This window comes from Notoacmeibacter ruber, from assembly GCF_003668555.1.
Taxonomy (GTDB): domain Bacteria; phylum Pseudomonadota; class Alphaproteobacteria; order Rhizobiales; family Rhizobiaceae; genus Notoacmeibacter; species Notoacmeibacter ruber.
Window position 1 is genome coordinate 44976 of sequence record NZ_RCWN01000001.1, and the last position, 24281, is coordinate 69256.

20 protein-coding genes are annotated in these 24281 nt (G+C 60.7%); 9 read left to right on the forward strand and 11 right to left on the reverse strand.

Features of this window, described 5'->3' with window-relative positions; all coding sequences use genetic code 11:
* Nucleotides 1–36 precede the first annotated feature (36 nt).
* The 5 genes from D8780_RS00225 to dnaJ form a co-directional block, all read right to left on the reverse strand.
* Nucleotides 37–651 carry a transglutaminase-like cysteine peptidase gene (locus tag D8780_RS00225; RefSeq protein ID WP_121643830.1) on the reverse strand — a complete coding sequence of 205 codons (615 nt, stop codon included), beginning with the start codon at nt 649–651 and terminating at the stop codon, nt 37–39.
* A gap of 168 nt (nt 652–819) precedes the next feature.
* Entirely contained in the window at nt 820–2070 is a 1251-nt protein-coding gene (locus D8780_RS00230) for a polyhydroxyalkanoate depolymerase (protein ID WP_121646256.1), read from the reverse strand.
* Between the two features lie 219 nt (nt 2071–2289).
* A complete protein-coding gene (gene pyrF, locus D8780_RS00235) occupies nt 2290–3006 on the reverse strand; it encodes an orotidine-5'-phosphate decarboxylase (protein WP_121643831.1) in 717 nt (238 codons plus the stop codon).
* 32 nt (nt 3007–3038) lie between these two features.
* Nucleotides 3039–3638 carry a phospholipid N-methyltransferase PmtA gene (gene pmtA / locus D8780_RS00240; protein ID WP_121643832.1) on the reverse strand — a complete coding sequence of 200 codons (600 nt, stop codon included), beginning with the start codon at nt 3636–3638 and terminating at the stop codon, nt 3039–3041.
* A gap of 113 nt (nt 3639–3751) precedes the next feature.
* A complete protein-coding gene (gene dnaJ, locus D8780_RS00245) occupies nt 3752–4885 on the reverse strand; it encodes a molecular chaperone DnaJ (protein ID WP_121643833.1) in 1134 nt (377 codons plus the stop codon).
* A gap of 242 nt (nt 4886–5127) precedes the next feature.
* Here dnaJ and D8780_RS00250 point away from each other — a divergent pair, with 242 nt between their 5' ends.
* From D8780_RS00250 to D8780_RS00260, 3 genes are all read left to right on the forward strand, one after another.
* Nucleotides 5128–5532 carry a hypothetical protein gene (locus D8780_RS00250; RefSeq protein ID WP_121643834.1) on the forward strand — a complete coding sequence of 135 codons (405 nt, stop codon included), beginning with the start codon at nt 5128–5130 and terminating at the stop codon, nt 5530–5532.
* 70 nt (nt 5533–5602) lie between these two features.
* Entirely contained in the window at nt 5603–6139 is a 537-nt protein-coding gene (locus tag D8780_RS00255; RefSeq protein WP_245412203.1) for a copper chaperone PCu(A)C, read from the forward strand.
* 3 nt (nt 6140–6142) lie between these two features.
* Complete coding sequence (locus D8780_RS00260; RefSeq protein WP_121643835.1) at nt 6143–6745, forward strand: SCO family protein; 603 nt, start codon at nt 6143–6145, stop codon at nt 6743–6745.
* A 157-nt stretch (nt 6746–6902) separates the two neighbouring features.
* Here D8780_RS00260 and dnaK read toward each other — a convergent pair whose 3' ends face one another.
* Together dnaK and D8780_RS00270 are read right to left on the reverse strand one after the other, a co-directional pair.
* Nucleotides 6903–8837: a molecular chaperone DnaK gene (gene dnaK, locus D8780_RS00265; protein WP_121643836.1), complete on the reverse strand. Its 1935-nt coding sequence runs from the start codon at nt 8835–8837 to the stop codon at nt 6903–6905.
* 235 nt (nt 8838–9072) lie between these two features.
* Entirely contained in the window at nt 9073–10062 is a 990-nt protein-coding gene (locus D8780_RS00270; RefSeq protein ID WP_121646258.1) for a Gfo/Idh/MocA family protein, read from the reverse strand.
* A 240-nt stretch (nt 10063–10302) separates the two neighbouring features.
* On the opposite strand from D8780_RS00270, the gene D8780_RS00275 reads away from it, so the two are divergent.
* Nucleotides 10303–12264: a GGDEF domain-containing protein gene (locus D8780_RS00275; RefSeq protein ID WP_121643837.1), complete on the forward strand. Its 1962-nt coding sequence runs from the start codon at nt 10303–10305 to the stop codon at nt 12262–12264.
* On the opposite strand, the gene D8780_RS00280 is transcribed toward D8780_RS00275, so the two are convergent.
* The 3 genes from D8780_RS00280 to pheT form a co-directional block, all read right to left on the reverse strand.
* Nucleotides 12202–13020: a MauE/DoxX family redox-associated membrane protein gene (locus D8780_RS00280; RefSeq protein WP_121643838.1), complete on the reverse strand. Its 819-nt coding sequence runs from the start codon at nt 13018–13020 to the stop codon at nt 12202–12204. The two genes, D8780_RS00275 and D8780_RS00280, sit on opposite strands and share 63 nt — an antisense overlap.
* Nucleotides 13021–13126: 106 nt before the next feature.
* Nucleotides 13127–13795 carry a hypothetical protein gene (locus tag D8780_RS00285; RefSeq protein WP_121643839.1) on the reverse strand — a complete coding sequence of 223 codons (669 nt, stop codon included), beginning with the start codon at nt 13793–13795 and terminating at the stop codon, nt 13127–13129.
* Nucleotides 13796–13867: 72 nt separating this feature from the next.
* Nucleotides 13868–16276, reverse strand: coding sequence for a phenylalanine--tRNA ligase subunit beta (gene pheT / locus D8780_RS00290; RefSeq protein ID WP_121643840.1), 2409 nt, complete (start codon nt 16274–16276; stop codon nt 13868–13870).
* Nucleotides 16277–16790: 514 nt separating this feature from the next.
* On the opposite strand from pheT, the gene D8780_RS00295 reads away from it, so the two are divergent.
* The 4 genes from D8780_RS00295 to hrpB are packed head-to-tail and all read left to right on the forward strand — an operon-like array spanning nt 16791 to nt 22906.
* A complete protein-coding gene (locus D8780_RS00295) occupies nt 16791–18035 on the forward strand; it encodes an ABC transporter substrate-binding protein (RefSeq protein WP_121646259.1) in 1245 nt (414 codons plus the stop codon).
* Nucleotides 18036–18095: 60 nt separating this feature from the next.
* Entirely contained in the window at nt 18096–19733 is a 1638-nt protein-coding gene (locus D8780_RS00300) for an ABC transporter permease (protein WP_342633414.1), read from the forward strand.
* Between the two features lie 18 nt (nt 19734–19751).
* Complete coding sequence (locus D8780_RS00305) at nt 19752–20417, forward strand: ATP-binding cassette domain-containing protein (protein WP_121646261.1); 666 nt, start codon at nt 19752–19754, stop codon at nt 20415–20417.
* 20 nt (nt 20418–20437) lie between these two features.
* Nucleotides 20438–22906 (forward strand): ATP-dependent helicase HrpB, encoded by a 2469-nt coding sequence (hrpB, locus tag D8780_RS00310; protein WP_121643841.1) that lies wholly within the window; start codon nt 20438–20440, stop codon nt 22904–22906.
* 2 nt (nt 22907–22908) lie between these two features.
* On the opposite strand, the gene D8780_RS00315 is transcribed toward hrpB, so the two are convergent.
* Nucleotides 22909–23421 (reverse strand): MmcB family DNA repair protein, encoded by a 513-nt coding sequence (locus D8780_RS00315; RefSeq protein ID WP_121643842.1) that lies wholly within the window; start codon nt 23419–23421, stop codon nt 22909–22911.
* Nucleotides 23422–23639: 218 nt separating this feature from the next.
* Between D8780_RS00315 and D8780_RS00320 the strand changes: the two genes are divergently transcribed.
* Nucleotides 23640–24254: a L,D-transpeptidase gene (locus D8780_RS00320; protein ID WP_121643843.1), complete on the forward strand. Its 615-nt coding sequence runs from the start codon at nt 23640–23642 to the stop codon at nt 24252–24254.
* Nucleotides 24255–24281: the final 27 nt, after the last annotated feature.

A 24281-nucleotide genomic window follows, 5' to 3' on the forward strand; every position in this document is an offset into this window, starting at 1 on the left:
CGAGCGAGCTATGACACCAAATGGCGCGTGTGGCGGCTAGCGCGCGCTTTCGACCGAGCCGACGACGACCTCATTGCCGCTACGCAGGCTGACCCAGCGCCCGGAATCGGTGCTCGATTGCCGCTTGAGAAAGCGATAGGGCGTCTGCGCCCATGACAGGACATCGTCGTTGAGATTATCGAGGATGAAATCGCCATGATCCGTGCGGAATGTCAGAACCGCATGGCCTTCTCCGTCCGGCTTCCTGACCACCGTGATGAGGAGATCGGAATAGGGCACGCCGGCAGCGGCGAGCGAGCGTTGCTTCTCGAGCACGTAATCTTCGCAGTCGCCCGCTCCCTGGGGGAACGTCCATAGCTCTTCGCGGCCGTAGAGGTCGGAATCGTTGATCGGCTCGATGGCGTTGTTGACCTGGCGATTGATCGTATCGACGCGCTGCCACATGGAGTTGGTCAGAACGAAGGGGCCGTTGTCACGGCCCCTTATGTCGCACTCGGCAGGATTGACGAGACAGAACTCGTAATGACCGATTGGCTGCGAGGTTGTCTGCCCGGTCCACATGTTGGAACTGGCGGCGGCTCCCATTCCGCCGGTCACGGTGATCGCAAGCGCTGCGGCCAGTCCGGCGAGAAGTCCTGTACCCTTACCCATTCGCATCGAAAGCGTCCCTGCGTCCCATCCTTAACAGAATGTTAAGAAACAGAAGGGGTCGCGGTCAATCCGCAGGCGGAGAATGACGTAAGTTTTGGTTAAGGTTAAACATGGCGACGAAAACCGCTAGCCGAGGGGCTGACAAGAAAATCCTTGCCAGCCTTGTACTTAGGCGGCTTTCGCCTGTCCCTTGCTGGCATGGGTATTCGCAAATTCCACAATGCGCGGCACAATGTTGGCGCGGAAGCGCGATCCGTTAAAGACACCGTAGTGACCCACATTGGGCTGGGTGTAGTGAACCTTCATCGAATCCGGCAGCGCCTTGCACCAGTCCAGCACGGCCCTGGTCTGGCCATGGCCGGTAATATCGTCCTTTTCGCCCTCGATCGTCAGGATCGCGGTTTGCGTGATGGCATTCGCATCGACTGTCCAATCGCGATACTTGAACTTGCCGAGCGGCAAATCGTGGCGAATGAACACGCTTTCGACGGTCTGGAGGTAGAATTCCGCCGTCATGTCCATCACGGCCAGATATTCATCATAGAAGTCGCGGTGTTTTTCGGCGCTATCGCCATCGTTCTGCACGAGGTGCAGGAAATAGTCCTTATGAGCGATCACATGGCGGTCGAGATTCATGCTCATGAAGCCGGAAAGCTGCATGAAACCCGGATAGACCTTTCGCCCGACACCCGGATGCGGCCATGGCACGGTCATGATCACATTGTCCCGGAACCAGGCGATACCTTTCTGCGCGGCCAGGTCATTGACTGCGGTTGGCGAGAGCCGCGTATCCATCGGCCCCCCCATCAGGATCATCGTCGCTGGCGCCGCCGGATCGTTGTCGGCGTTCATCTTGGCAACCGCCGCATAGACCGGCACCGACGGCTGGCAGACCGCAATGACATGAGTGTTCGGTCCAAGGTGCTGCAGCATTTCGACGACATAGTCGATGTAGCTATCGAGATCGAACGCTCCTTGCGACAAGGGAACGTCACGCGCGTCTACCCAGTCCGTAATGAAGACATCGCCATGCGGAAGCATCGCCTCAACCGTGCCGCGCAGCAGCGTGGCGTAGTGGCCGCTCATCGGCGCAACAAGCAGATAGCGCGCCCCCTCGCTCCTGCCCTTAGGTAAATCCCGGCGGAAATGAAGAAGGTTGCAAAAGGGATGGCGCCAGACGATTTCCTCGGAGACCGCGACGGTTTTTCCGTCGATCTCGGTTTCGCTCAGGCCAAAGGCGGGTTTTTCGTAGCGCCGCGTCATCCGCTCGAAAAGCTCTGCCGAGGCGGCAATCGAGCGCCCTATCGCGTTTCGGGAGAATGGGTTGAGCGGATTGGAAAACGTCATTCGCGTGGCGTCGGCCAAGGCTCTGGCGGGCTCCAGAGCTGCCCTCTGCCACTCATAGACGTGATATAGCATGCCCATCTCCCACTCCTCTTCTGAGGGGTTTTCAAAGAAAACGAACTTAACGGGCATTTGTTGCAATACAACAGTTTCAACGCACCGCAGTGTGTATGAGGCACAATATGGGGGGTGTGGCTTGCCCGAAACTCATCTTTCGCGTGACGAAACGGGGCATTAGGGTAGGAGGTGTATTTCCACAAGCGCGGAGTATGTCGCGCTGCATCGCAGCGAAAACTACCCAGACAGAGTTTCGTCGATCGCTTTCACAATCGTTGAAGCCGCTTTGCGTCGGTCATTGGCCTGAAGGATCGGGCGTCCCACCACGAGATGGCTTGCGCCGGCGCCGATGGCTTCGGCAGGGGTCATCACTCGCTTCTGGTCGCCCGCCTCCGCGCCTGGCGGCCTGATGCCGGGCGTCACGATGGCGAGATCCGGTCCCACGAGGTTCCGAACCAGCGCGGCTTCCTGTCCAGAGCAGACGAGCCCGCCCATTCCCGCCTCGCGCGCTTGTGAGGCTCGGCGGCCGACAAGCTGCTCCGATGTTTCGGAATAGCCGGCCGCGACCAGATCGTCGTCATCCATGGATGTCAGCACCGTGACCCCGAGAAGGGTCATGTCCGAACCTTTCGCGGCCCGCACAGCAGCCTCCATCGCCTTGGGATAGGCGTGGATGGTGAGCATGGAAACGCCAAGCGATGCGACCGACGCGACGCCCTTCTCGATCGTATTGTCGATATCGAGAAGCTTTAGATCCAGAAAGATCTTCTGGCCCTGGGCGATCAGGTCCTTCGCCAGTTCGAGGCCGCCCGTAAAGGCCAGCTGGTGGCCGATTTTATAGAAGCCCACGCCGCCCATGGTTTCTTCGGCGATGGCGCGCGCTTCATCGACGGTCGGTACGTCGAGGGCGAGAATGAGGCGCTCACGCGCCTTGTCATCTGTCGAAGCGGACATCACGGACGGTCCAGGGTCGGAGCGATGATGCGTCAGGCCGGGCGGCGATAGACGAAGAGGTTGGCCGGTGGCACGTTACGCAGAACGTAATCATAGTGCACCACCTCGAAATTGCCGCTGCCCTGCGGGACGGGCGATTTCGGCGCGTAGGTGATCTGGATGACCGGTCGGCCCGGCTTCACGCGATCGAGAAGATTTTCGACGAGACTGGCTCGCTGCGCGACTGGAATATAGATCAGCGGAACCGCGCAGATCACGGAATCGAACAGCATGTCCTTCTTGTCGCCCAGCGTCTTATCCAGGTTGAAGGCGTCGCCGTGGATGATGTTGACGTCCGGAAACTCGATCTTGAGATGATCGGCGAAATCCTTGGAGTATTCGATACTGTAGAGCTGATCGGCCGGAACACCGCGGTCGAGAATGGCTTTGGTGATGACGCCGGTGCCAGGTCCGAGTTCGAGCACTGGAAGGCCGCTGGACGTGTCGATGACGGAGGCCATGACACGGGCGGTGATGGACGAGGTCGGCAAGATCGCGCCGACGGCTTTCACATCGGCCAGCCAGCCCTTGAAAAAACGGATTTCCTCGTTGAAACGAGCCCGCTTCTGCGGTTTTCGTTCAGCTTGTGACATGTTCTGTGCGTCCCTTGATCGCTCGTCTCTGACGGCGGAATAGCGTCCTGTCTACCCCAGCGGTTCCATTCGTGAAAGTTGCCAGGGCCGCCTTTGTCAATGGTCGGCCTGCCTCACTCGCCGAATGACTCGAAGAAATCCTTCATACGATTGAAGAAACCGGTGCTCTGCGGAGAGTTCTCGGCCTCCGATATTTCGGCAAACTCTTCCAGAAGTTCACGCTGGCGCTTGTTGAGCTTCTGAGGCGTCTCCACCGCAACCTGAATGTAGAGGTCGCCCACTGCTGTTTCACGCAGGATGGGCATGCCCTTGCCCTTCAGCCGAAACTGCTTGCCGTTCTGCGTGCCTTCCGGAACTTTGACACGCGCCTGACTGCCGTCGAGCGTGCCGACGTCGAACTGGCCGCCGAGGGCCGCCGTCGCCATGGAGATCGGGACCCTGCAAAAGAGATCGGCCCCGTCGCGCTGAAAGAATTCGTGCGGTGCCAGAGAGACGAAAATATAAAGATCGCCGGGTGGTCCGCCGCGCACGCCCGCTTCGCCTTCGCTCGCCAGGCGGATACGGGTCCCATCCTCGATACCTGAGGGAATATTGACGGAAAGGGAGCGTTCTTCCTCGATCCGTCCGTCCCCGCCGCATTTCTTGCAGGGATCGCTGACGACCGTTCCACGGCCCTGACATTGCGGGCAGGTGCGTTGGATGGAGAAGAAGCCCTGCGCGGCCCGAACCTGACCCATGCCGTTACACATCGGGCAGGTGATTGGCTGGCTGCCCGGCGCGGCGCCACTTCCCTCGCACTCCTCGCAACTGCGTGAGGTGGGGACGTGAATCTGCGCGGTCTTGCCGGTGAACGCTTCTTCCAGCGTGATTTCCATATTGTAGCGCAGATCGGCGCCGCGTTCGCGACCGCCGCTCCGGCGGGCCCGGCCGCCCATCATGTCGCCGAATATGTCTTCGAAAATATCCGAGAAGCCGCCGCCGCCAAAGCCTCCGGCGCCGCGTCCGCCGCCCATGCCACCGTCGAAAGCGGCGTGCCCGAACCGGTCGTAGGCCGCGCGCTTCTGCGGGTCGCGCAAGACGTCGTAGGCTTCGTTGAGTTCCTTGAACTTCTGCTCTGCGGCCGCATCCCCGGGGTTTCGATCGGGGTGCCACTTCATGGCGGCTTTGCGGAACGCGCTTTTGAGCGACTTCTCGTCGGCGTCGCGGCTGACACCGAGGAGTTCGTAATAATCGGTCTTGGTGGCCATTCTCGGCGATGGATCCCTGAATTGGCAAAGACGGTTTCCGCCAATCGGCCGGGCGGAAGCTGCGCTGCCTATGTAATGGGGCTTGGGAAAGGATGAAAGGGGCGTTTTCCAATCGATTCGCCGGTCTTCGGCACGAACGGCTTCATGACAGGTGGTGGCACCGAATTTTTCCGTGCCTGCACGGTCATTGCGTGGGTGTTCGCAGATGGATTTCGTTCTTTCGCGCCGCTATAAGCACCACTATGAGACGCCGAACGCGAACCGCGCCGAGAACCCGGGCATTTCTGGCCGCATGCCTTGCGGCCGTCATGGTGCTTGCGCTTGGCATGGGATCGGTCGTTCGCGCTGCCAGCCTCGAGGCGGCTCTTTACGGACCAGACCGGCTGACAGCCGACTATAGGCTTCCGGATGGCAGTTGGCCCGTTCTGTGCGATGGCGACGCCGAGCACAGCCCCGACCACGGCAAGACGGTCGAGCACTGTTTTCTGTGTACCTTCGCCAAGATCGCCGGGCTTCCGCCGCTGCCGTCGGACGTCGCCGAACCGTGTTTCCGCCCGCTCGCAGAGCGCGCGATCACGGCGTCCGCGCCTGTTCTTCCACCCTCGCCGTCTCTCTTTCTTGCGCGCGCCCCGCCTTCGTTCGTCTAGCCGGTCTTCCGGCCATTCATTCTATTCATGACGAAACGCTCTTTGATGAGCGCAGGAAAGATTGACGATTATGCGAAAGAAAATTCTGGCCGCGACGGCGGCAATTGTACTGCTTCCCATGACCATCGCCGCGATTGCCGGCGATATGAAGCACGGCGAACACGCCGCCAATGGGCACCAGACGACAGCTTCGTTCACGGCGGGGAAACTCGAAATCACCGACGCGCGTCTGCGGGCGACGCCGCCCAACGCGAAGGTGGCTGCGGGCTATCTGACCGTCCGCAACGAAGGCGACGAGGCCGATCGTATCATTGGCGGATCCGCCCCCTTTGCCGAGAAAGTCGAGATTCACGAAATGACGGTCGAGGACGGCGTCATGAAAATGCGCCCGCTCGTCGACGGACTGCCGATCGCGCCGGGTGAAACGGTCGAACTGAAGCCGGGGAGCTATCACATCATGCTGATGGACCTGGAGGGCGCGCTGAAGGAGGGCGAAACCAGACCTCTGACGATCGAGTTCGAAAAGGCCGGTGCCGTGTCGCTCGAACTGCCGGTCGCGCCATTTCGCCCAAGCCACCAGATGGGGCATTCGGACAAGGAGGGATAAGCCATGCTGAAGACCATCCGCGTTCTAGCCTGGGCAGCGGTTGCACTGCTGGTCGTCGCGATTGTGGGCACACTTGCCTATCAATCCTTTTATGGCGGGTCGGACCGGTCCATGATCGCCGATACGAAGATGGGCGCGCCCTTCCGTCTGGTCGATCACAATGGCGATCCGATCACCGAGGAGGCAATCGAGGGCCAGCCCGCAGCGGTGTTCTTCGGTTTTACGCACTGTCCGGAAGTCTGCCCCACGACGCTCTACGAACTGGCGGGCTGGCTCGACCAGCTTGGCGAGGACGGAGAGAATATCCAGGCCTTCTTCATCTCCGTCGATCCGGAGCGCGACACGCCCGAAGCGATGAAGTCCTATGTCGAGAATTTCACCGATCGGATCACCGGCATCACCGGCGATCCGAAAGAGATTCATGAATTGGAGAAGGCGTGGAGGGTGTATGCCAAGAAGGTGCCGCTGGAAGATGGCGACTACACGATGGATCACACCGCCTCTGTGATGCTGGTCGACAGCGAGGGCCGCTTCAAAGGCACGATCGCCTATGGCGAATCGTCCGACACGGCCTTGGAAAAGCTGCGGCGGCTGGCGAAGGGATAAGCTGTTTTCACATCAAAAAGACGGAGCGCTCTCCTCGGGCGCGCCATCATCGGTGTGGATCGATAGCTTTTTTGGAGCACTGCGATTATCGACAGGAAACAAAAAGCCCCGGCTGTCTCCAGCCGGGGCTTTCGCTTACAAAGCTTTGTAAGGACGATCAGGCGCTCTTCTTCTCGTCGCCGTCTTCGTCGATTTCCTCATATTCGGCATCGACGACGTCTTCATCGGCGCTGCCTTCCGAAGCGGCGTCTGCCTGAGCGTCGGCCGAAGCGGCCTCCGACTGGCTGGCTTCATACATGGCCTGGCCAAGCTTCATGGAAGCTTCGGCAAGGGCCTGGGTCTTCGCCGTGATCGTCTCAGGATCGGCATCGTCATTGTCGAGTTCGGCCTGCAGATCGGACTTGGCAGCCTCGATGGCAGCCTTGTCGTCATCGGAGACCTTGTCGCCATAGTCCTTCAGGCTCTGCTCGGTCGAGTGGATCAGAGCTTCGGCCTGGTTGCGGGCTTCGACGGAGGCGCGACGCTTCTTGTCCGCTTCCGCGTTGGCTTCCGCGTCCTGAACCATCTTTTCGATGTCGGAATCGGAGAGACCGCCCGAGGCCTGGATCCGGATCTGCTGTTCCTTGCCGGTGCCCTTGTCCTTGGCCGAGACCTGCACGATGCCGTTGGCATCGATGTCGAAGGTGACTTCGATCTGCGGCACGCCGCGCGGTGCCGGCGGAATGCCGACGAGATCGAACTGTCCGAGGATCTTGTTGTCCGCGGCCATCTCACGTTCGCCCTGGAAGACGCGGATCGTCACCGCGTTCTGGCTGTCTTCGGCGGTCGAGAAAGTCTGGCTCTTCTTGGTCGGGATCGTGGTGTTGCGTTCGATCAGCCGGGTGAAGACGCCGCCCAGCGTTTCGATGCCGAGCGACAGGGGCGTCACGTCGAGCAGCAGCACATCCTTGACGTCGCCCTGCAGGACACCGCCCTGAATGGCCGCGCCCATGGCGACGACCTCGTCAGGGTTCACGCCCTTGTGCGATTCCTTGCCGAAGAACTGCTTCACGGTCTCCTGCACTTTCGGCATGCGGGTCATGCCGCCCACCAGAACGACTTCATCGATCTCGTTGGCGGAAAGGCCTGCATCCTTCAAAGCCGCCTTCATGGGGTCGACGGTACGCTTGACGAGGCCTTCGACCAGGCTCTCGAACTTGGCGCGCGTCAGCTTCATGGTCAGGTGCTTCGGACCCGACTGATCGGCGGTGATGAAGGGCAGGTTGATTTCGGTCTGCGAAGAGGAGGACAGCTCGATCTTGGCCTTCTCGGCAGCTTCCTTCAGGCGCTGCAGAGCAAGCTTGTCGTTGCGCAGGTCGATTCCCTGATCCTTCTTGAACTCGTCGGCGAGATATTCGACCAGCTTCATGTCGAAATCTTCACCGCCGAGGAAGGTGTCGCCATTGGTCGACTTCACCTCGAAGACGCCGTCGCCGATCTCGAGGATCGAGACGTCGAACGTGCCGCCGCCAAGATCGTAAACGGCGATCGTCTTGCCGTCATTCTTGTCGAGACCATAGGCGAGCGCAGCCGCCGTCGGCTCGTTGATGATGCGCAGAACCTCGAGGCCCGCGATCTTGCCGGCATCCTTGGTCGCCTGGCGCTGGGCGTCGTTGAAATAGGCCGGAACGGTGATGACGGCCTGTTCGACCTTTTCACCGAGATAGGATTCGGCCGTTTCCTTCATCTTCTGAAGGATCATCGCGGAAATCTGCGAAGGCGACTGTTCCTTATCGCCGCCCTTGACCCATGCATCGCCATTGCTGCCTTCGACGATGGCATAAGGGACGAGCTTCTTGTCCTTCTCGACCGTCGGGTCGGAATAGCGGCGGCCGATCAGGCGCTTCACCGCAAAGAGTGTGCCTTCCGGGTTCGTGACCGCCTGGCGCTTGGCCGGCTGGCCTACGAGGCGCTCGCCATCTTCCGTGAAAGCCACCATGGAAGGCGTGGTGCGTGCGCCTTCGGAATTCTCGATGACCTTGGCTTCCTTGCCGTCCATGACAGCGACACAGGAATTGGTGGTGCCGAGGTCGATACCAATAACTTTAGCCATGCTTCTCTCCGTTCAGCAGACTGCTGGGACCCGTTATGGCGTTCCGTCGCAGTCCCCATTGAGGTTGAAAATGCGGCGAAAACCGTTTGCACGAAGCGATTTGCGCCGTTCGCAGCGCATATAAGGAGAGGTTCGCGCGGTCGCAAGGCAAAGGCGCATGTGAAGATCGCGGAAATGCGAAGTTGGCGGAAAGCCGTCCTTCCGCCAGACGTCCGAGAAGAGAGACCTTCGGCTGTCAGACCTCCACCCAGCCGCCATCCTCGCCCGCGCGATAGATCGCATCGATCAGGCGTTGGTTCTTGACGGAGCTCTCCAGGCTGAAGAGGGATGAATGATCGCCGTCGATGGTCGCCTTGGCGAAGGCTTCGACCTGGAGCCGGTATTGATTGACCCCGGTAAAGCGGAACACCTCCATCGTCTTGTGGCCCGCGTCGTGAAGGCGCACTTCGTCACCCTCGTAGAGATTGGAGTTCCATGGCGCGTTCAGTTCGATGAATCCCTTGTCACCATGGAAAGCGATGGTCTGGCGGTGCGCCAACTGTGTGGACAGATAGAAGCGTAGTTCAAAATCGCCGAAATCGGCGAGGACCGACGCATAGCGATCGGTGCCGAAATCCGGGTCCCGTTCGATCGTCGCAAAGGCGCGCTTCGGCTCCTTGCCTGTTGCAAATCGGGTCGTGACGGTCGGATAGACCCCGATATCCGGCAGCGCGCCGCCGCCGAGATCGGGCACATTGCGCATATTGCCGGGATCGCGATTGAAATATGTAAAGGCGGCATCGACCTGCCGCAGCGTGCCGATGGCCCCGTCGGAAATCAGATCGCGCACCTTGTGCCACTGGGGATGATAGGTGACCATGAAGGCTTCGGAGACGATCATTCCGGTCTCATCGCGCGCGGCGATCAGGCTTTCGATCTCTCCGGCGTTCAGCGCGATCGGCTTCTCACAAAGAACGTGCTTGCCTGCGCGTGCGGCCTTCTCCGCCCATTCGACATGCATGGACGTCGGCAGCGGGATATAGACGCCGTCGATCGTCTCGCTCTCCAGCATCGCTTCGTATGAGCCGAACACGTGGCTGGCACCGAAGCGTTCCGCCAGTCGTCGGGCGTCTTCCTCTTTGCGACTGGCGATGGCCGACAAAGACCCGTTCGTCGATTGGCAGATCGCCGGAATGACGTGCTCACGCCCGATCTTGGCGGTGGAAAGAATACCCCAGCGAAACATGTCATCCTCCATCCTCCATCCTCCATCCTCCATCCTCGTGCTTCAGCGTGTTTTCCGCAGCCGGCACGGTCAGGCGGTAAATGGCCCAGCCGGTTTCGATGTCACATTCTGTTACGTAAGGTTGGCTTTACTATGCGATTAAGTGACTGGTGTGAAATGAGAAAATGAAAGGAGCATTTACCTGCTCTTATCGTTCGGCGGCTAGCGTCCCGCTGCGGTCTCAACCTTGAGGGGGTTACCATGACCAAGTCGCGGACGTCTCTGTCCCATGACGATGCAGGGGAGGTTGTCTGGACCGTTGACGGTTTTCTGGCGCGCGCCTGGCATAGTCTCGAAATGGCTCTGCAGCCGATTGCCCTGATGAAGAGCGGGACGGTCTACGGTTATGAAGCGCTCATGCGTGGCTATCAGGCGATGGGCCTCTCCTCCATCGCCGAGGTGCTCGACATGGCTCACGAACTGGGTGAGGCCGATACGCTCCACCTCCTCCTTCTGGAAAAGTCGCTCAAGAAGTTGACCTCGATCGAGGGCAGCAACGAGGTCAAGCTGTTCTTCAATCTGGATGGCCGCGCTCTCGAAGGGCAAAAGCATCTCGCCCGCCAGACTGGGCAGCTCTTGGAAAAATACGGCTTTCCGCCATCAGCGCTCTGCCTGGAATTTTCCGAAACCTATGATTACGCGAAGGCAAAGATGGTCGAGCAGATGGTCACCGATCATCGCAGCCAGGGTATCCGCTTTGCCATCGACGATTTCGGACGGGGCTGTTCGGAGCTGAAGGTCCTCTATGAATACCACCCCGAATTCATCAAGATCGATCGATTCTTCGTGACCGGCATGGTGGCAGACAGCCGCAAGCGGCTTTTCATCTCCACCCTCATCAATTTTGCCCATGTGCTTGGCAGTCGCATCGTCGTAGAGGGCGTTGAGACGCAGGAAGAGTATCGCCAGTGCTGGCGGCTGGGGGCCGATCTGGTTCAGGGATATTTCGTCTGCCCGCCGCGTCTCGATTTCGAGGATGGCGCTCTCCAACTCCCCCACCTGCGGCTTTCACTCCAAAGCGAAAACACGCGCCATTCCAGCACGTCCACCATTGTTCATGACCGCCTGGAAACGCTCAATACGGTCAGCGAGATGGCCTCGATGAGCGAAGTCTTCGAGGCGTTCCGTTTTTCACGCGAGCAGGCGATCTTTCCCGTTCTCGACGCCGCCGGCGAGCCCAAGGGGCTGGTGCGGGAATCGGATCTGAAGGAATTTACCTATTCACCTTATGGCCGGGACCTGCTGGTCAACAGTTCTTGCCGCCGCAGGCTTTCGGATTTCATTCGCGACTGTCCAATTGCCGAAATCCATACTTCGGCCGATGCGATCCTCGACATCTTCGCCTATTGCGATGGTGCCGACGGCATCATCATGACCGACAATGCGAAATATGCGGGCTTTCTGTCGGCCCGGTCGCTGCTCGAAATCATCAACGACAAGAGGCTGGAACGCGCGAGAGATCAGAATCCGCTCTCCAACCTGCCGGGCAACGTCACGGTGACCGAATATTGTGAGCGGCTGGCCCTGAAGGATGAGAAGCTGCGGCACTTTTGCTATTTCGACTTCGATCACTTCAAGCCGTTCAACGACAATTACTCCTTCCGCGAGGGTGATCGTGCCATCACCATCTTTGCCGATCTGTTGAAGCGGCAGTTTCACGATTCGCGCTATATGATCGGCCATGTGGGTGGCGATGATTTTTTCCTGGGCGCGGAAGATGTCTCTCCCGACGAACTGCTTCACCAGCTTCAGAGATTGCGGGAGCGCTTTGCGACAAGTGCGGCAAGCCTCTACCGCCCGGACGATCGGGAGCGGGGACACATTCTGGGGATGGATCGCTACGGGCACAGTCGGGAGTTCCCGCTGCTGCAGTGCTCCATCGCCATGCTGACGCTTACAGGCGGCGTAAAGGTCGAGAACATCGACCCCATCATGTTCGAGATCACGAGACTGAAACGCGAAGCGAAACGATCACCATCCGGCATCGCACAAAATGCGTGCCGGCTCGCTATCGAGGAGAGTGGATCAACCGTCTGCTGCCCCGTCTCGCTACGAACATTGCGAAGCGGCGAGAACTCGCAAGACGTTCCAGCCGTCCTGTCAGACCAGGAGGGTCCCGATCATCCAAAGGCCCATCACGACCATCACCAGGTCCTCTGTTAGCGAAATCAAGCCGAGCGGCACGCTGGAGCCGCCGCCAACGCAGGCGCATTTCAGTTCCCGTTTGTCGATATAGACGGCCTTGAAGACCGAAATCGATCCGACAATGCCGATAAAGAGGGCGACGAGCCCGACCGGCCAGATCAGGGGACTGCCCGAGCCGATCAGGGCAATCATGCCGATGCCCGCGAAAGCCTCGGCATAGGGGTAGATATAGGCATAAGGCACCCAGCGCCGGGCCAGAAGATCGTAGCCGAGAAACCCGTTGGTGAACCCTTCGACATCCTGCAATTTCTGGATCGCGAGCGCGCACATGGAAAAGGCGAGAAACCATTGGATGGCGCTTGCGAAAAGTCCCCAGCCTTCACCGGGCATATAGCCGGTGGAGAGATTGTAGATGAGAGCCAGCGCCATGAGCGCCGTCATGCTGAAGATGGCGATCACCGGCTCATAGGTCGTTTCGCCGCTTTCCGTGACGGCTTTTCCGAAAAAGCGGCGCAGATCGTCGTGACCACCGATGCGCTCGCCATCGATGAAGGTCTGCGGAGTCGTCGCGACGTCATGCGTCCTCTGGAATGTGTCGGTTTCCTCACGGGTCGTAAGGTGGTGATCCTCGACCGTGTAGCCGTTCGATTTCAGGAGATGACGCGATTTCAGTCCGAAAGGGCACAGATGGTTTTCCATCACCATCCGGTAGAGGACGGCTTTCTTCTCCGATGACGCTTCGTACGGATAGCGTTCGGTCTCGATCGTGCTCATGGTATGCCTTTTCCCGGAAATGTGCGGTCAAAGACTCATCTATTTCGGCAGCGCCATGCTTCAAGCGCTCCGAACGTTCGGCCGGGAAAGCCTACGCTTCGTTCGATCAGAAGTGGACCCTGACGCCGAAGACGTTGGCGTTGGTCGTATCGCCCATATCGCCAAGGGCGGGAAGGAAGAAGATGTTCTTGCCGCCCGACCGGTGCTGTGCCCTGTAGACGAAATCCACATTGGGGTGCGATTTCAGCGAAAGGGCGATTTCCGGCGCCATGAAGTACAGTAGCGTGGCATCGCCATCTTCCTCGATCTCCCGCTGGCGCTCCAACCCGTAGGAATTGGTGACCGCCGACAGGCCGAAGGTGAAGGCCGGCTTTACGAGAACCGGTCCGATGGGGATGCCGCTATGGCGGATGGTCGGCCCGGCCCAAACCTCGCCTGATGTCCCGTCGGGACCGAAATCGTCATTGTCGATGCGCACTGACGCCCCGACCTCGGCGCCGACGACGAAGCCGAGCGGCAGTTGATAGGGCGTATGAGCCAAGGCTGCGCCAATCTGGAACTGACCGCCATAATCGGCCACGAAGGGGAGCGAATCCGCTTGCCAGACATGACCTTCGATCGAGCGGCCCGCGAAGACCAGAATAGAGGTGTCCGAGATGGCTTGCGGCATCGCTCCGGTATCGAGACTTGGCTCCAGAATATCGGCGGCCTGAACGGAATCGATCGTCACGCTGCCGATCAGCATGGCCATTCCAAGAGCGATTCCGCGCATCATAGTCCTGTCCTTCGGCTTCTTTTGCGCCCATTAACCGACAACAATCTTAACGTTGCGTAGCGGTTATGGCTGTCACCCGCGTAACACACCACCCGTCTGTTTGGCGACATTTGTGACGACAGCCGACGAAAGCGCCTCGAAATCGTCCTCGGTGAGGGTTCTCTCGATGGGCTGAATCGTGACCGCGACCGCAACGGATTTCTTGTTCTCTCCAAGCGAAGGGCCTTCGAAAACATCGAAAACCACCACGTCAGAAATCAGGCCGCGATCCGCGGCCGCCGTCGCCTTGACGATTTCGCCAGCCGGAACGTCGCGGTCGACGATGAAGGCAAAGTCGCGTGACACGGCCTGGAACGGCGACAGTTCCAGCTTAGGCTTGGTTCGCGTGGGCTTCTTTTTCGGCGCAGGCAGCGCGTCGATATAGACTTCGAAGCCGCAGGTCGGTCCGCTCACATCGAGCTCTTCCAGAATGCGCGGGTGGAACTCGCCGAAACTGGCGAGAATGTTCTTCGGCCCGAGACGCAAGGTTCCCGAGCGACCGGGATGATACCAGTCCGCTGCGCCGGTCATCACCATCAGCTTTTCAACGGGCGCACCGACAGCTTCGAGCACGGCAAGGGCATCGGATTTGGCGTCGAAAACGCCGACGGAGTCCATCGCGCCGGACCAGTGGCGTCCCGATCCACCCATATGGGCGGTACCGCTGCGAACGCCGCCGGCGACACGGCGCTGTCCTTTCGGCGTATCGTCTTCATAGGTTCCGGATACTTCGAAAAGCGCCACATCGCCGTAGCCGCGCTTGGCATTGCGGCCTGCGGCCGCCAACAGGCCCGGCAGGAGGGAGGGGCGCATGTCGCTCATATCCGCCGCGATCGGATTGGCCAGTTTCAGGGAGTCGCTTCCGCCGCCGAAGAGCGCCGCGTGCTCGGCCGGAATGAACGACCATGACACCGCTTCCATCATTCCTCGCGCCGCGAGAGAACGCTTGGCGGCGCGGGTGCGGTTCTGGAGCGGCGTCAAGATCGCGCCGCTCACCGCATCGTGTGCGCGCATCGGCTGCGGCTCGATTTCATCCACGCCATGGATGCGCATGACCTCTTCGACCAGATCGGCCTTGCCCTCCACATCGGGACGCCAGGACGGAATGGAGACGACAATCGCGTCGCCCTCTCCATCTTCTGCCGCAAAACCGAGGCGTGAAAGGATCGAGCGGCTTTCATCGGCCTTGATCTCAATGCCGGTGAGTCGCTTCACTTCGGCCGGCGGGAAGGTGATCTTTCGGCTCTCGGGCTCGGCGTAACCTTCGACGACCTTTTCGGTCGGTGTGCCGCCGCAAATATCCAGCACCATCTGCGTTGCCAGATCGAGCCCTGGTACCATGAAGGCTGGGTCCACGCCGCGCTCGAAGCGGTAGCGAGCGTCTGTGATGATCCCGAGATCGCGACCAGTTCGGGCGATATTGGCGGGGTCCCAAAGCGCCGATTCGATGAGAACATCGGTGGTCGTTTCATCGCAGCCCGAGGCCTGGCCGCCCATGATGCCCGCAAGGCTTTCGACACCGTTCGCATCGGCAATGACACAGGTCTCCTCGTTGAGTTCATAGCTGCGTTCATCGAGCGCATCGATCGTTTCGCCGTCATTCGCCCGGCGGACGACGAGATCACCCTGCACCTTGGCCGCATCGAAGACGTGAAGCGGGCGGCCCCGATCGAAGGTGATATAGTTGGTGACGTCGACCAGCGCATTGATCGGACGAAGGCCAATGGCCGACAGGCGCCGTTGCATCCAGTCGGGAGAGGTGCCGTTTTTGACATTTCGGACGAGCCGTAGCGCGAAGCCAGGGCAAAGGTCCGGCGCTTCGATCGTCACCGAGGTCGGGCACGCACCGTCGCCGGCAATGACCGGGACATCGGGTGTTTTCAGGGTGCCGAGGCCGGCTGCCGCCAGGTCGCGGGCGATACCGTAGACGCCGGTGCAGTCCGGCCTGTTCGGCGTGAGATTGATCTCGATGACAGGATCGGCAAGCCCCGCCCATTCGGCATAGCTCCGGCCGACCGGAGCATCTTCCGGCAATTCGATGATGCCCTCGTGAGCGTCGGAAAGTTCCAGTTCCCGCTCGGAGCACATCATGCCGAAGCTTTCAACTCCACGGATATTGCCCTTGCCGATAGTGGTATCGAGGCCGGGAATGTAGCTGCCGGGCTGTGCGAGAACGCCGATCATGCCGGCCCGTGCATTGGGCGCACCGCAGACGACCTGCAGCGGCTCTCCCCCACCGGCGTCGACTTTCAGCACTTGGAGCTTGTTGGCGTCGGGGTGGCGCGATGCCTCCATAACACGGGCGATGGCGAATGGCTTCAGTGCCGATCTGTCATCGATATCCTCGACCTCGAGGCCGATCATGGTCAGCCGCTCGCAGATGGTCGGCAGGTCCGCATCCGTCTCAAGATGATCTTTCAGCCAGGACAGGGTGAATTTCATAGCGCGCTGTCGCTCCACTCATGCATTGCCAACCAAGCGTCGATGCGCCGGGCAGCGAAAATCCGATCGGTCGGCTGCATACGCTTTTTGTGGCTAAGGGAAAACCCGCCTGCTCGCGGTTGTCGCAATCTGTGCCGCTCGCCCCTTGCAAAAGGACGGCAGAAAGAAAGCTTATTGTAACAAAACAACCTGGCCCGCCGTTATCGGGGCGAGAATACAAGAAGGATCAATCATGCAGTCAGTCAGACAGGAACGGTCGGTGCGGGTCCTTATCAATGAGAGCGTGCTCGAAGGCCTTTCCGCCACCAGACAAAATACAGGCTACCAACCTGCAAAACCGGCACTTCACGCGCCAATTCGCTGCGGCGCATATATTGAATGGACTTAATCTTAAGTGTTCCGAATAGCAGAGGCAGACTTGTGTGCATTGCAGAAATCCTTGCCGTTCATCAGAGGATCATGTCACGCAAAAAATAAAAATTAGTTCGCAAGCTCAGGGAAGATGAAATATCTCATGATTGTAAAGAAATATTGTCGAATTGCCTCGTTTGTCTTCGTGGGCGTGCTGGCGACGATAGGCTCTGCTTTCGCCCAAAATAAGGCCCCCGCTGTTTCCGAGTGGGAAGCCGTGGAAGCGGCGGCAAAAGGGCAGACGGTTCAATGGAATGCGTGGGGCGGCGCAGAGAATATCAACGCTTACATTGACTGGGTCGGCGAGCGCATGGAGGAGCTTTACGGGGTTTCGGTCAATCATGTCCGCCTGTCCGACACGGCAGAGGCGGTTTCACGCGTGGTGGCCGAGAAAGCGGCGGGCCGAACCGAGGATGGCTCAGTCGACCTCATCTGGATCAATGGCGAAAACTTTGTCGCCATGAAGGAGCGAGGCTTGCTGGAGACGCCGGGCTGGGCGACCGACTTGCCCAACTGGCAATATGTCGATGTGGAGAACAAGCCGACGGTCGTGACCGATTTTACGGTGTCGACCGAAGGGCTCGAATCCCCGTGGGGCATGGCCAAGCTGACATTCTGGCACGATACCGCGCGCACCGATGAAGCAAGCCTTCCTCATTCGGCAAAGGAGATTGCCGCATGGCTGAAGGACAATCCAGGCCGGTTCACCTATCCCGCCCCGCCTGACTTTATCGGCTCAACCTTTCTGAAACAGCTTCTCGTTGAAACGGCTCCCGACGACATCGACCTTTCGCAGCCGGTCACGGATGAGAGTTTCGAGGCGGCGACGAAAACCATGTTCGCCATGCTGGATGAAATGCGCCCCAATCTCTGGCGCTCCGGACAACGCCATCCGGAAAATTACTCCGCAATGAAGTCGCTCCTGGCCGATGGTGAAGTCGATATTCTGTTCGCCTTCAACCCGGCCGAGGCATCCTCCGGGATCGCGGCAGGCGAATTGCCCGAGAGTGTACGGCCGCTCACCTTTCCGGCCGGGACGCTCGGCAATAGTCACTTCGTCGCAATCCCCTTCAATGCCGCCAATCGGGAGGGCGCGCTTTTGCTCGCCAATTTCCTGATCTCGCCCGAAGCTCAAATCCGCAAGGAAAACCCCGATATTTGGGGTGACCCGACAGTACTGGATGTCGCCAGACTTCCGGAAGAGGACAGAGCCTCGTTCGAGGCACTCCCGCTCGGACCAGCAACGCCGTCGCCTGCCGAAACAGGCCCGGTCATTGCCGAGCCGCATGCCACTTGGCAGGAGCGGCTTGAGGAGGAATGGGAAGAGCGCTATGTGGTCGGCGGCTGATCGAGCTTGACCGGGCGATTGCGGGTTCTTCGCTCTCTCTCTTGGCTTGCACTTAGGCTCGTGGCCCTGCCGGTTGTCGGCGGGGTCATCGGCACCGTGATGCCCGCCTTCGGCTTCATGCCGGTGCTCGGCGGCGAAACGGTCACCATCGATCCATTCCGACGCTTATTGGCAACGCCCGGCCTTGGCTGGAGCGCCGCACTGTCGCTGATCACGGGTCTTGCTTCCGCGACGATCGCGCTCGGCCTCGCGGCAGGTTTCACGGCAGCGGCTTCAGGCACGGCGGCCTTTGGCAGGATGCGCCGTCTGCTGGCGCCGCTACTTGCCGTTCCCCATGCTGCAGCGGCCTTTGCCTTTGCCTTTCTCGTAGCCCCGTCGGGCTTCATTTTGCGTCTGCTCTCGCCCTGGGCGACGGGAATAGAGCGCCCGCCCGACATCCTCGTGATCGGCGATGCGGCTGGCCTTTCGCTGATTGCGGGACTGGTTCTCAAGGAAACACCGTTTCTGATTCTGCTTATCCTGGCCGCCCTGCCACAATTACCGGTGGTGCAAAGTCGCCGCCTTGCCGCCTCGCTCGGCTATGGGCGCATGGCCGGATTCTTCTTTTTGCAATGGCAGCCGCTCTATCGTCAGGTCCGTCTCGGCGTTCTTGCCGTCATCGCTTTTTCCTCGTCGGTGATCGATGTCGCCCTTATTCTGGGTCCCAACCTTCCGGCACCCCTCGCCGTGCGGCTGGCGCAGTGGATGGCCGATCCCGATCTGTCGCTCCGCTTCGTCGCCAGCGCCGGCGCGCTCCTGCAACTTGGCGTCACGCTCGGCGCGATCCTTCTCTGGTTGGGTCTCGAAAGAGTGGCTGCGGCTCTTTTGTCTCTGCTTCGCGACCGCGGGATGCGGCTGAGGCGCGACGGTCTTTTCCGATTGCTGGCGGTCGCTCTTCCCTTGGGTGCCGCTTTTCTCCTGATCGGAGGCATCCTGGCGCTGTTTCTCTGGTCTTTGGCCGGGTTCTGGCCGTTCCCAGACGTGCTGCCCGGTGACTGGACCTTGAGGTCCTGGCGGCAGTCCTGGAAGGGGATCACCGACCCCGCCTTGACGACACTTTATGTCGCTTTTGCTTCGGCTGCACTGGGCCTGGCTCTGGCGGTCTTGCGCCTGGCGACAAGACCATCGCGCGCGCCAGCCGGCAAACTTGCAAGGGCGATTCTCTGGTTGCCGCTCCTTCTGCCGCAGGTCGGCTTTCTCTTCGGTTTGCAATTCCTTGCGATCCGGACCGGCACGGATGGAAGTTACTTCGCCCTGACCTTCGCTCATCTGATCTTCGTGCTGCCCTACGTTATGATCGCTATGCAGGATGCGTGGGCGGCCATGGACCCGCGATATGAACAGGTCGCGGTCGCCCTTGGGCGGTCTCCGCTGGCGGTCTTCATCCGGATAAGGATGCCCATGATGGCTAATGCTCTCCTTGGAGCCTTCGCTATCGGCTTCGCTGTGTCCGTTGGACAATATCTGTCGACGGTTCTGATCGGCGGTGGCCGTTTGCCGACGCTGACGACGGAAGCGGTGGCGCTCGCGGCGGGTGGCAATCGCCGTATCATATCGACCTATGCTCTCTTTCAGTCGGCGCCTCCGCTCATCCTGTTCGCCATTGCCGCCATGCTGCCCGCCTTGTTATGGCGAAATCGCCGGGCCATGGCGGGTTAGGAGATCAGGGTGCTGAAGATGAGGTCGGAGACCAGCGGGAAGGATGCTGACCTCGTGTTTCGCGCCGTTCGCATTGCTCTGGCTGGCAAGACACTGCTCAATCTCGACCGGTCGGTGCCTCCGGGAGAAATTCTGACCGTGATGGGCCCGTCGGGCACCGGCAAATCCAGCCTTCTGGCTTACATCGGTGGATTTCTCGATCCGGCCTTCGACGCAGAGGGCGAGGTTTGGCTGGGTGACAGGCGGCTGGATACGGTCCCGGCCGCAGAGCGGCGTTGCGGGCTGCTTTTTCAGGATGCGCTTCTCTTTCCGCATATGAATGTCGGACAGAATCTGGCTTTTGCCCTGCCGAATGCGATCAAGGGGCGTCAAGCGCGCCGCGAAAGGGTAGCGGAAGCTCTGGCCCAGATCGCCCTTCCTGGACTGGAGAGCCGCGACCCGGCGACGTTGTCGGGCGGGCAGAAGGCGCGGGTCGCGCTGGCGCGGACACTCCTTTCTCAGCCGGAAGCCATGCTGCTGGACGAGCCGTTCTCCAGCCTCGACGCCGATCTGAGAGCGGCGATGCGTGAACTGACATTCACGGCGATCCGGAACGCGCACATTCCAGCCATTCTCGTCACCCACGACCTGGCGGATGCGGAGGCGGCCGGCGGGCCGATCGTCGTGATCGGTGAAACCACATGAGAGTCACGCCCCGGCCGACGATGGCCGATTTGCCTGCCCTTCCTGCGCGGGAAGCGCTGCCCCCGCTGCTTGCAGCGCTGCAGGCGGAAAAGCGCGCCGTCCTCGTCGCGTCTCCGGGCGCCGGCAAGACCACGCTTGTGCCGCTTGCCCTTCTCGGTGCCGATTGGCGCGGCGAGGGTACCATCATCCTGCTGGAGCCCCGGCGACTCGCCGCGCGTGCCGCGGCGCGGCGCATGGCGGCAATTCTCGAAGAGGAGGTCGGGCAGACCGTCGGATACGCGATGCGCATGGACAATCGCACGAGCCCCGATACGAAGATTCTCGTCGTCACCGAAGGGGTCTTCGCCGCAATGGTTCTGGACGATCCGGAGCTTTCCGGTGTCGCCGCGGTGCTGTTCGACGAATTTCACGAGCGAAGTCTGGATGCCGATTTTGGCCTGGCGCTGGCGCTCGACGTGGCCGGCGCTCTACGCCCCAACCTTCGTCTGCTGGTCATGAGTGCTACGCTGGACGCGGCTCGCGTCGCCACCCTCCTCGGCGATGCGCCTGTCGTCGAGACCGAAGGCCGGACCTTTCCCGTTGATATCCGGCATCGTCCACGTAAGCCGGATGAGCGGATCGAGGCCGCGACCGTGTCGGCCATCCGCGCCGCCCTGAGGGACGAAGAGGGCTCCATTCTGGCCTTCCTGCCGGGGCAGGCCGAGATCCGGCGCGTCGAAACAGTTCTGCATGAAGCCATCCCCTCGTCCCTTGCCGAGCACGTCCTGATTTTGCCTCTCCATGGCGGTCTTGACGGCCGCGCGCAGGATACCGCGATCCGTCCCGCCGAAAGCGGGCAGCGCAAGATCGTGCTGGCAACGCCGATCGCTGAGACGTCTGTGACCATCGATGGCGTCCGCGTGGTCATTGATTCCGGGCTTGCCCGTGTGCCGAAATACGAGCCCGATACGGGCGTGACACGGCTGGAGACGGTGCGGACGTCGCGCGCCAGTATCGATCAGCGTGCGGGCCGGGCGGGCCGCACCGAACCGGGCATCGCAATCCGTCTCTGGTCCGAGCCGCAAACAGCCGCTCTGCCGGCCCACGGCGCTCCGGAGATCATCGAAGCCGACCTGTCGAACCTGCTGCTCGATAGCGCCGCTTTCGGTGTGACGGACCCGCGCACATTGCCTTTTCTCGATCCGCCGCCCGGACCGGCCTTGAGCGAAGCAAGGAAACTGCTTGTGATGCTTGGAGCGCTGGACGACCTCAGCGGCGGCCTCACGCCGACAGGCAAGGCCATGCGAGAACTGGCATTGCCTGTCCGGCTGGCTTTCATGCTCGTGAAGGCAGGGGAGGAGGGGAACGCAAAGATCGCAGCGCGGCTCGCCGTCCTTCTGACGGAAAGGGGGCTTGGCGGCATGGCGGCCGACATCGAGCGACGCCTCTCTGCATTCGATCGGGACGCATCGCCGCGCGCCAAAGCCGCGCGCAATCTTGCCGATCGGCTCTCCCGGCGCTTCGTCTCGAAAGAAAGAGCCAACGGTGAGGTCAGCGTCGGGGCGCTTCTTCTGCTCGCCTTCCCGGATCGTCTCGCGCGCCGGCGCGGCGGTCATGGCCGTTATCTCCTCGCCAATGGCCGCGGTGCCATGCTGGAGGAGACCGATCCACTTGCCGGCGAGGAGTGGCTGGTCGTGGCGGATATGACGGGGCAGGCGGCGCAAGCGCGCATCCTTGCCGCCGCGCCCCTTGACGAAGAGATGGTCCGCCGGACCATGGCGGAACAGATCGAAACCAGCACCACGGCCTCGTTCGACCCCGACAGCGGTCGGCTCCGCGGCAGGGAGCGGATTGCAATCGGCGCGATCACTCTCGCCGAAAAACCGATGCGCATTGCGCAAGGGCCCACGGCCGATGCGGCTCTCCTATCGGCAGTCCGGCAGGCGGGTTTGCATGTTCTTCCCTTTACGGAAAAGACCAAGGGGCTATTGGAGCGTCTCCGTTGGCTTCACCACAATGATGGCGATAGCTGGCCGGCCATGAATGACGAGACCCTGCTCGATACGCTTGAAGAATGGCTCGGCCCGTTTCTCGACGGCTCCGGGAGGCTCGACGGCCTGCGGCCGAAACTGGCCGATGCGCTGCGCAGCCGTCTGCCGTACGAACTGCACCGCAAGATAGACGAAAACGCGCCGACGCATTTCGGCGCTCCGACGGGAAACGCCATTCCCATCCGCTATGATGATGAACGAGGGCCGGTCGTTTCCATTCGCGTGCAGGAGCTTTTCGGGCTGCAATCGCACCCGACCATCGGCAATCGCGTGCCGCTGACGCTGGAATTGCTCTCGCCTGCCCACCGACCGATCCAGACGACAGCCGACCTGCCGGGCTTCTGGGCCGGTTCATGGGCGGATGTTCGCAGTGATATGAGAGGCCGCTACCCGAAGCATGTGTGGCCGGACGATCCCGCCAATGCTGAACCGACCGCGCGGGCCAAGCGGCGGACGTGACGCTATTGGCCGTCAAGCTCGTCCAACCCTAGTCCGGGCACATCGATCCCGGCCATTTCGGCCATCATCAGCCGGTTTGCCGCCAGTCTTGCGAAGCGTTGCAGAAGGGATTTGCGGGTTGCGCTTGCCAGCTTGTGGCAGGGCGCATCGCGCAGAACTTCTGCGCCATGGCCGTCGGAAAGGATGAAACCCGCGTCTTCGGGAAAGATATCGGCCGGCACGGCGGGATGAGTGGCAAAAAACAGCCGGTCGCAATGAGCTCTATAATCGGGCCATTTATGATCGGATCGCAGATCCTCCACGCTCGTCTTGATCTCGACGATCCAGAACTCCTGCTTTGCCGTCAGGATCAGAAGATCGGCCCGCCGCCCGCCGCGCAGCATGACCTCCGGCAAAGCGGCCGCGCCGAGATCGACGCAAAGCCGCTGCACACCGCGTCTGACGAGCATAGCGCGATCGGACTGGCGTCTGTCAGCCAGAGGATGGGCGAATCGAAGAGGAGAAACGACACTCATGGAAAGAACATGCCATGAACGTTCGAGAAGGAAAAGTTCCGGCCGCTCATCCTCCGTTTCAAAACACGTTGCATCGATGCAACGTTGTTGCGCGCAAGGAGTGGGCTCGGCAGCTCACCTACCGTTAACCTGTTGCTAACCATATGCGCGTCAGAGATAGGTTGTGACAGAAATGTGGCGTTCGGATCTGCGATCGCCTTGATTCCAAGAGGATGCCCATGCCGCGAATGCGCGTTCTGCTCGGCGCTGGTCTTGCGCTTGCCATGCTGGCGGGCTGCACCACCGGCACGATCCGTACCTACAGCATGTCCTACCACGCTGTGGAAGATGCCTCCTACACGGTGCCGCGCGTTCCGCCCGGGAAGGTCGCCCGGAAATATCACCGCGCTCTGGTCCGTTATGAAACCACGGAAAAGCCGGGCACCATCATTGTCGATACCGCCGCGAAATATCTCTACTTCGTGATGGAAGGCGGTAAGGCCATGCGCTACGGCATTGGCGTTGGCCGCGAAGGCTTTACCTGGAGCGGCGAGGCTCGGATCGGCGCGAAGCGGAAATGGCCGACCTGGACGCCACCTCCCGAAATGATCAAGCGCGATCCGCGCACCGCCAAATGGCGCAATGGCCAGCCGCCCGGTCTGAAGAACCCGCTCGGTGCGCGCGCGCTTTACCTTTATAACAAGCGCGGCGACACGGGGTACAGGCTGCACGGCTCGCCGGAATACTGGTCGATCGGCGGCAATGTGTCGTCCGGCTGTATCCGCATGATCAACCAGGATGTGATCGATCTCTACGAGCGCGCAGAGGTCGGGGCGAAGGTTATCGTCATGTAATCCCCAAGAGAGGGGAAGGCGCGCCTT

Bases quoted from the DNA above. Each gene is read 5' to 3' on its own strand.
- D8780_RS00315 (WP_121643842.1), bottom strand. From the start codon at position 23,421: ATGAGTGTCGTTTCTCCTCTTCGATTCGCCCATCCTCTGGCTGACAGA.
- pheT (WP_121643840.1), bottom strand. From the start codon at position 16,276: ATGAAATTCACCCTGTCCTGGCTGAAAGATCATCTTGAGACGGATGCG.
- dnaJ (WP_121643833.1), bottom strand. From the start codon at position 4,885: ATGGCCACCAAGACCGATTATTACGAACTCCTCGGTGTCAGCCGCGAC.
- hrpB (WP_121643841.1), top strand. From the start codon at position 20,438: ATGGCCGATTTGCCTGCCCTTCCTGCGCGGGAAGCGCTGCCCCCGCTG.
- D8780_RS00230 (WP_121646256.1), bottom strand. From the start codon at position 2,070: ATGCTATATCACGTCTATGAGTGGCAGAGGGCAGCTCTGGAGCCCGCC.
- D8780_RS00255 (WP_245412203.1), top strand. From the start codon at position 5,603: ATGCGAAAGAAAATTCTGGCCGCGACGGCGGCAATTGTACTGCTTCCC.
- D8780_RS00270 (WP_121646258.1), bottom strand. From the start codon at position 10,062: ATGTTTCGCTGGGGTATTCTTTCCACCGCCAAGATCGGGCGTGAGCAC.
- D8780_RS00275 (WP_121643837.1), top strand. From the start codon at position 10,303: ATGACCAAGTCGCGGACGTCTCTGTCCCATGACGATGCAGGGGAGGTT.
- D8780_RS00250 (WP_121643834.1), top strand. From the start codon at position 5,128: ATGAGACGCCGAACGCGAACCGCGCCGAGAACCCGGGCATTTCTGGCC.
- pmtA (WP_121643832.1), bottom strand. From the start codon at position 3,638: ATGTCACAAGCTGAACGAAAACCGCAGAAGCGGGCTCGTTTCAACGAG.
- D8780_RS00260 (WP_121643835.1), top strand. From the start codon at position 6,143: ATGCTGAAGACCATCCGCGTTCTAGCCTGGGCAGCGGTTGCACTGCTG.
- D8780_RS00295 (WP_121646259.1), top strand. From the start codon at position 16,791: ATGATTGTAAAGAAATATTGTCGAATTGCCTCGTTTGTCTTCGTGGGC.
- dnaK (WP_121643836.1), bottom strand. From the start codon at position 8,837: ATGGCTAAAGTTATTGGTATCGACCTCGGCACCACCAATTCCTGTGTC.
- D8780_RS00305 (WP_121646261.1), top strand. From the start codon at position 19,752: ATGAGGTCGGAGACCAGCGGGAAGGATGCTGACCTCGTGTTTCGCGCC.
- D8780_RS00320 (WP_121643843.1), top strand. From the start codon at position 23,640: ATGCCGCGAATGCGCGTTCTGCTCGGCGCTGGTCTTGCGCTTGCCATG.
- D8780_RS00280 (WP_121643838.1), bottom strand. From the start codon at position 13,020: ATGAGCACGATCGAGACCGAACGCTATCCGTACGAAGCGTCATCGGAG.
- pyrF (WP_121643831.1), bottom strand. From the start codon at position 3,006: ATGTCCGCTTCGACAGATGACAAGGCGCGTGAGCGCCTCATTCTCGCC.
- D8780_RS00225 (WP_121643830.1), bottom strand. From the start codon at position 651: ATGGGTAAGGGTACAGGACTTCTCGCCGGACTGGCCGCAGCGCTTGCG.
- D8780_RS00285 (WP_121643839.1), bottom strand. From the start codon at position 13,795: ATGATGCGCGGAATCGCTCTTGGAATGGCCATGCTGATCGGCAGCGTG.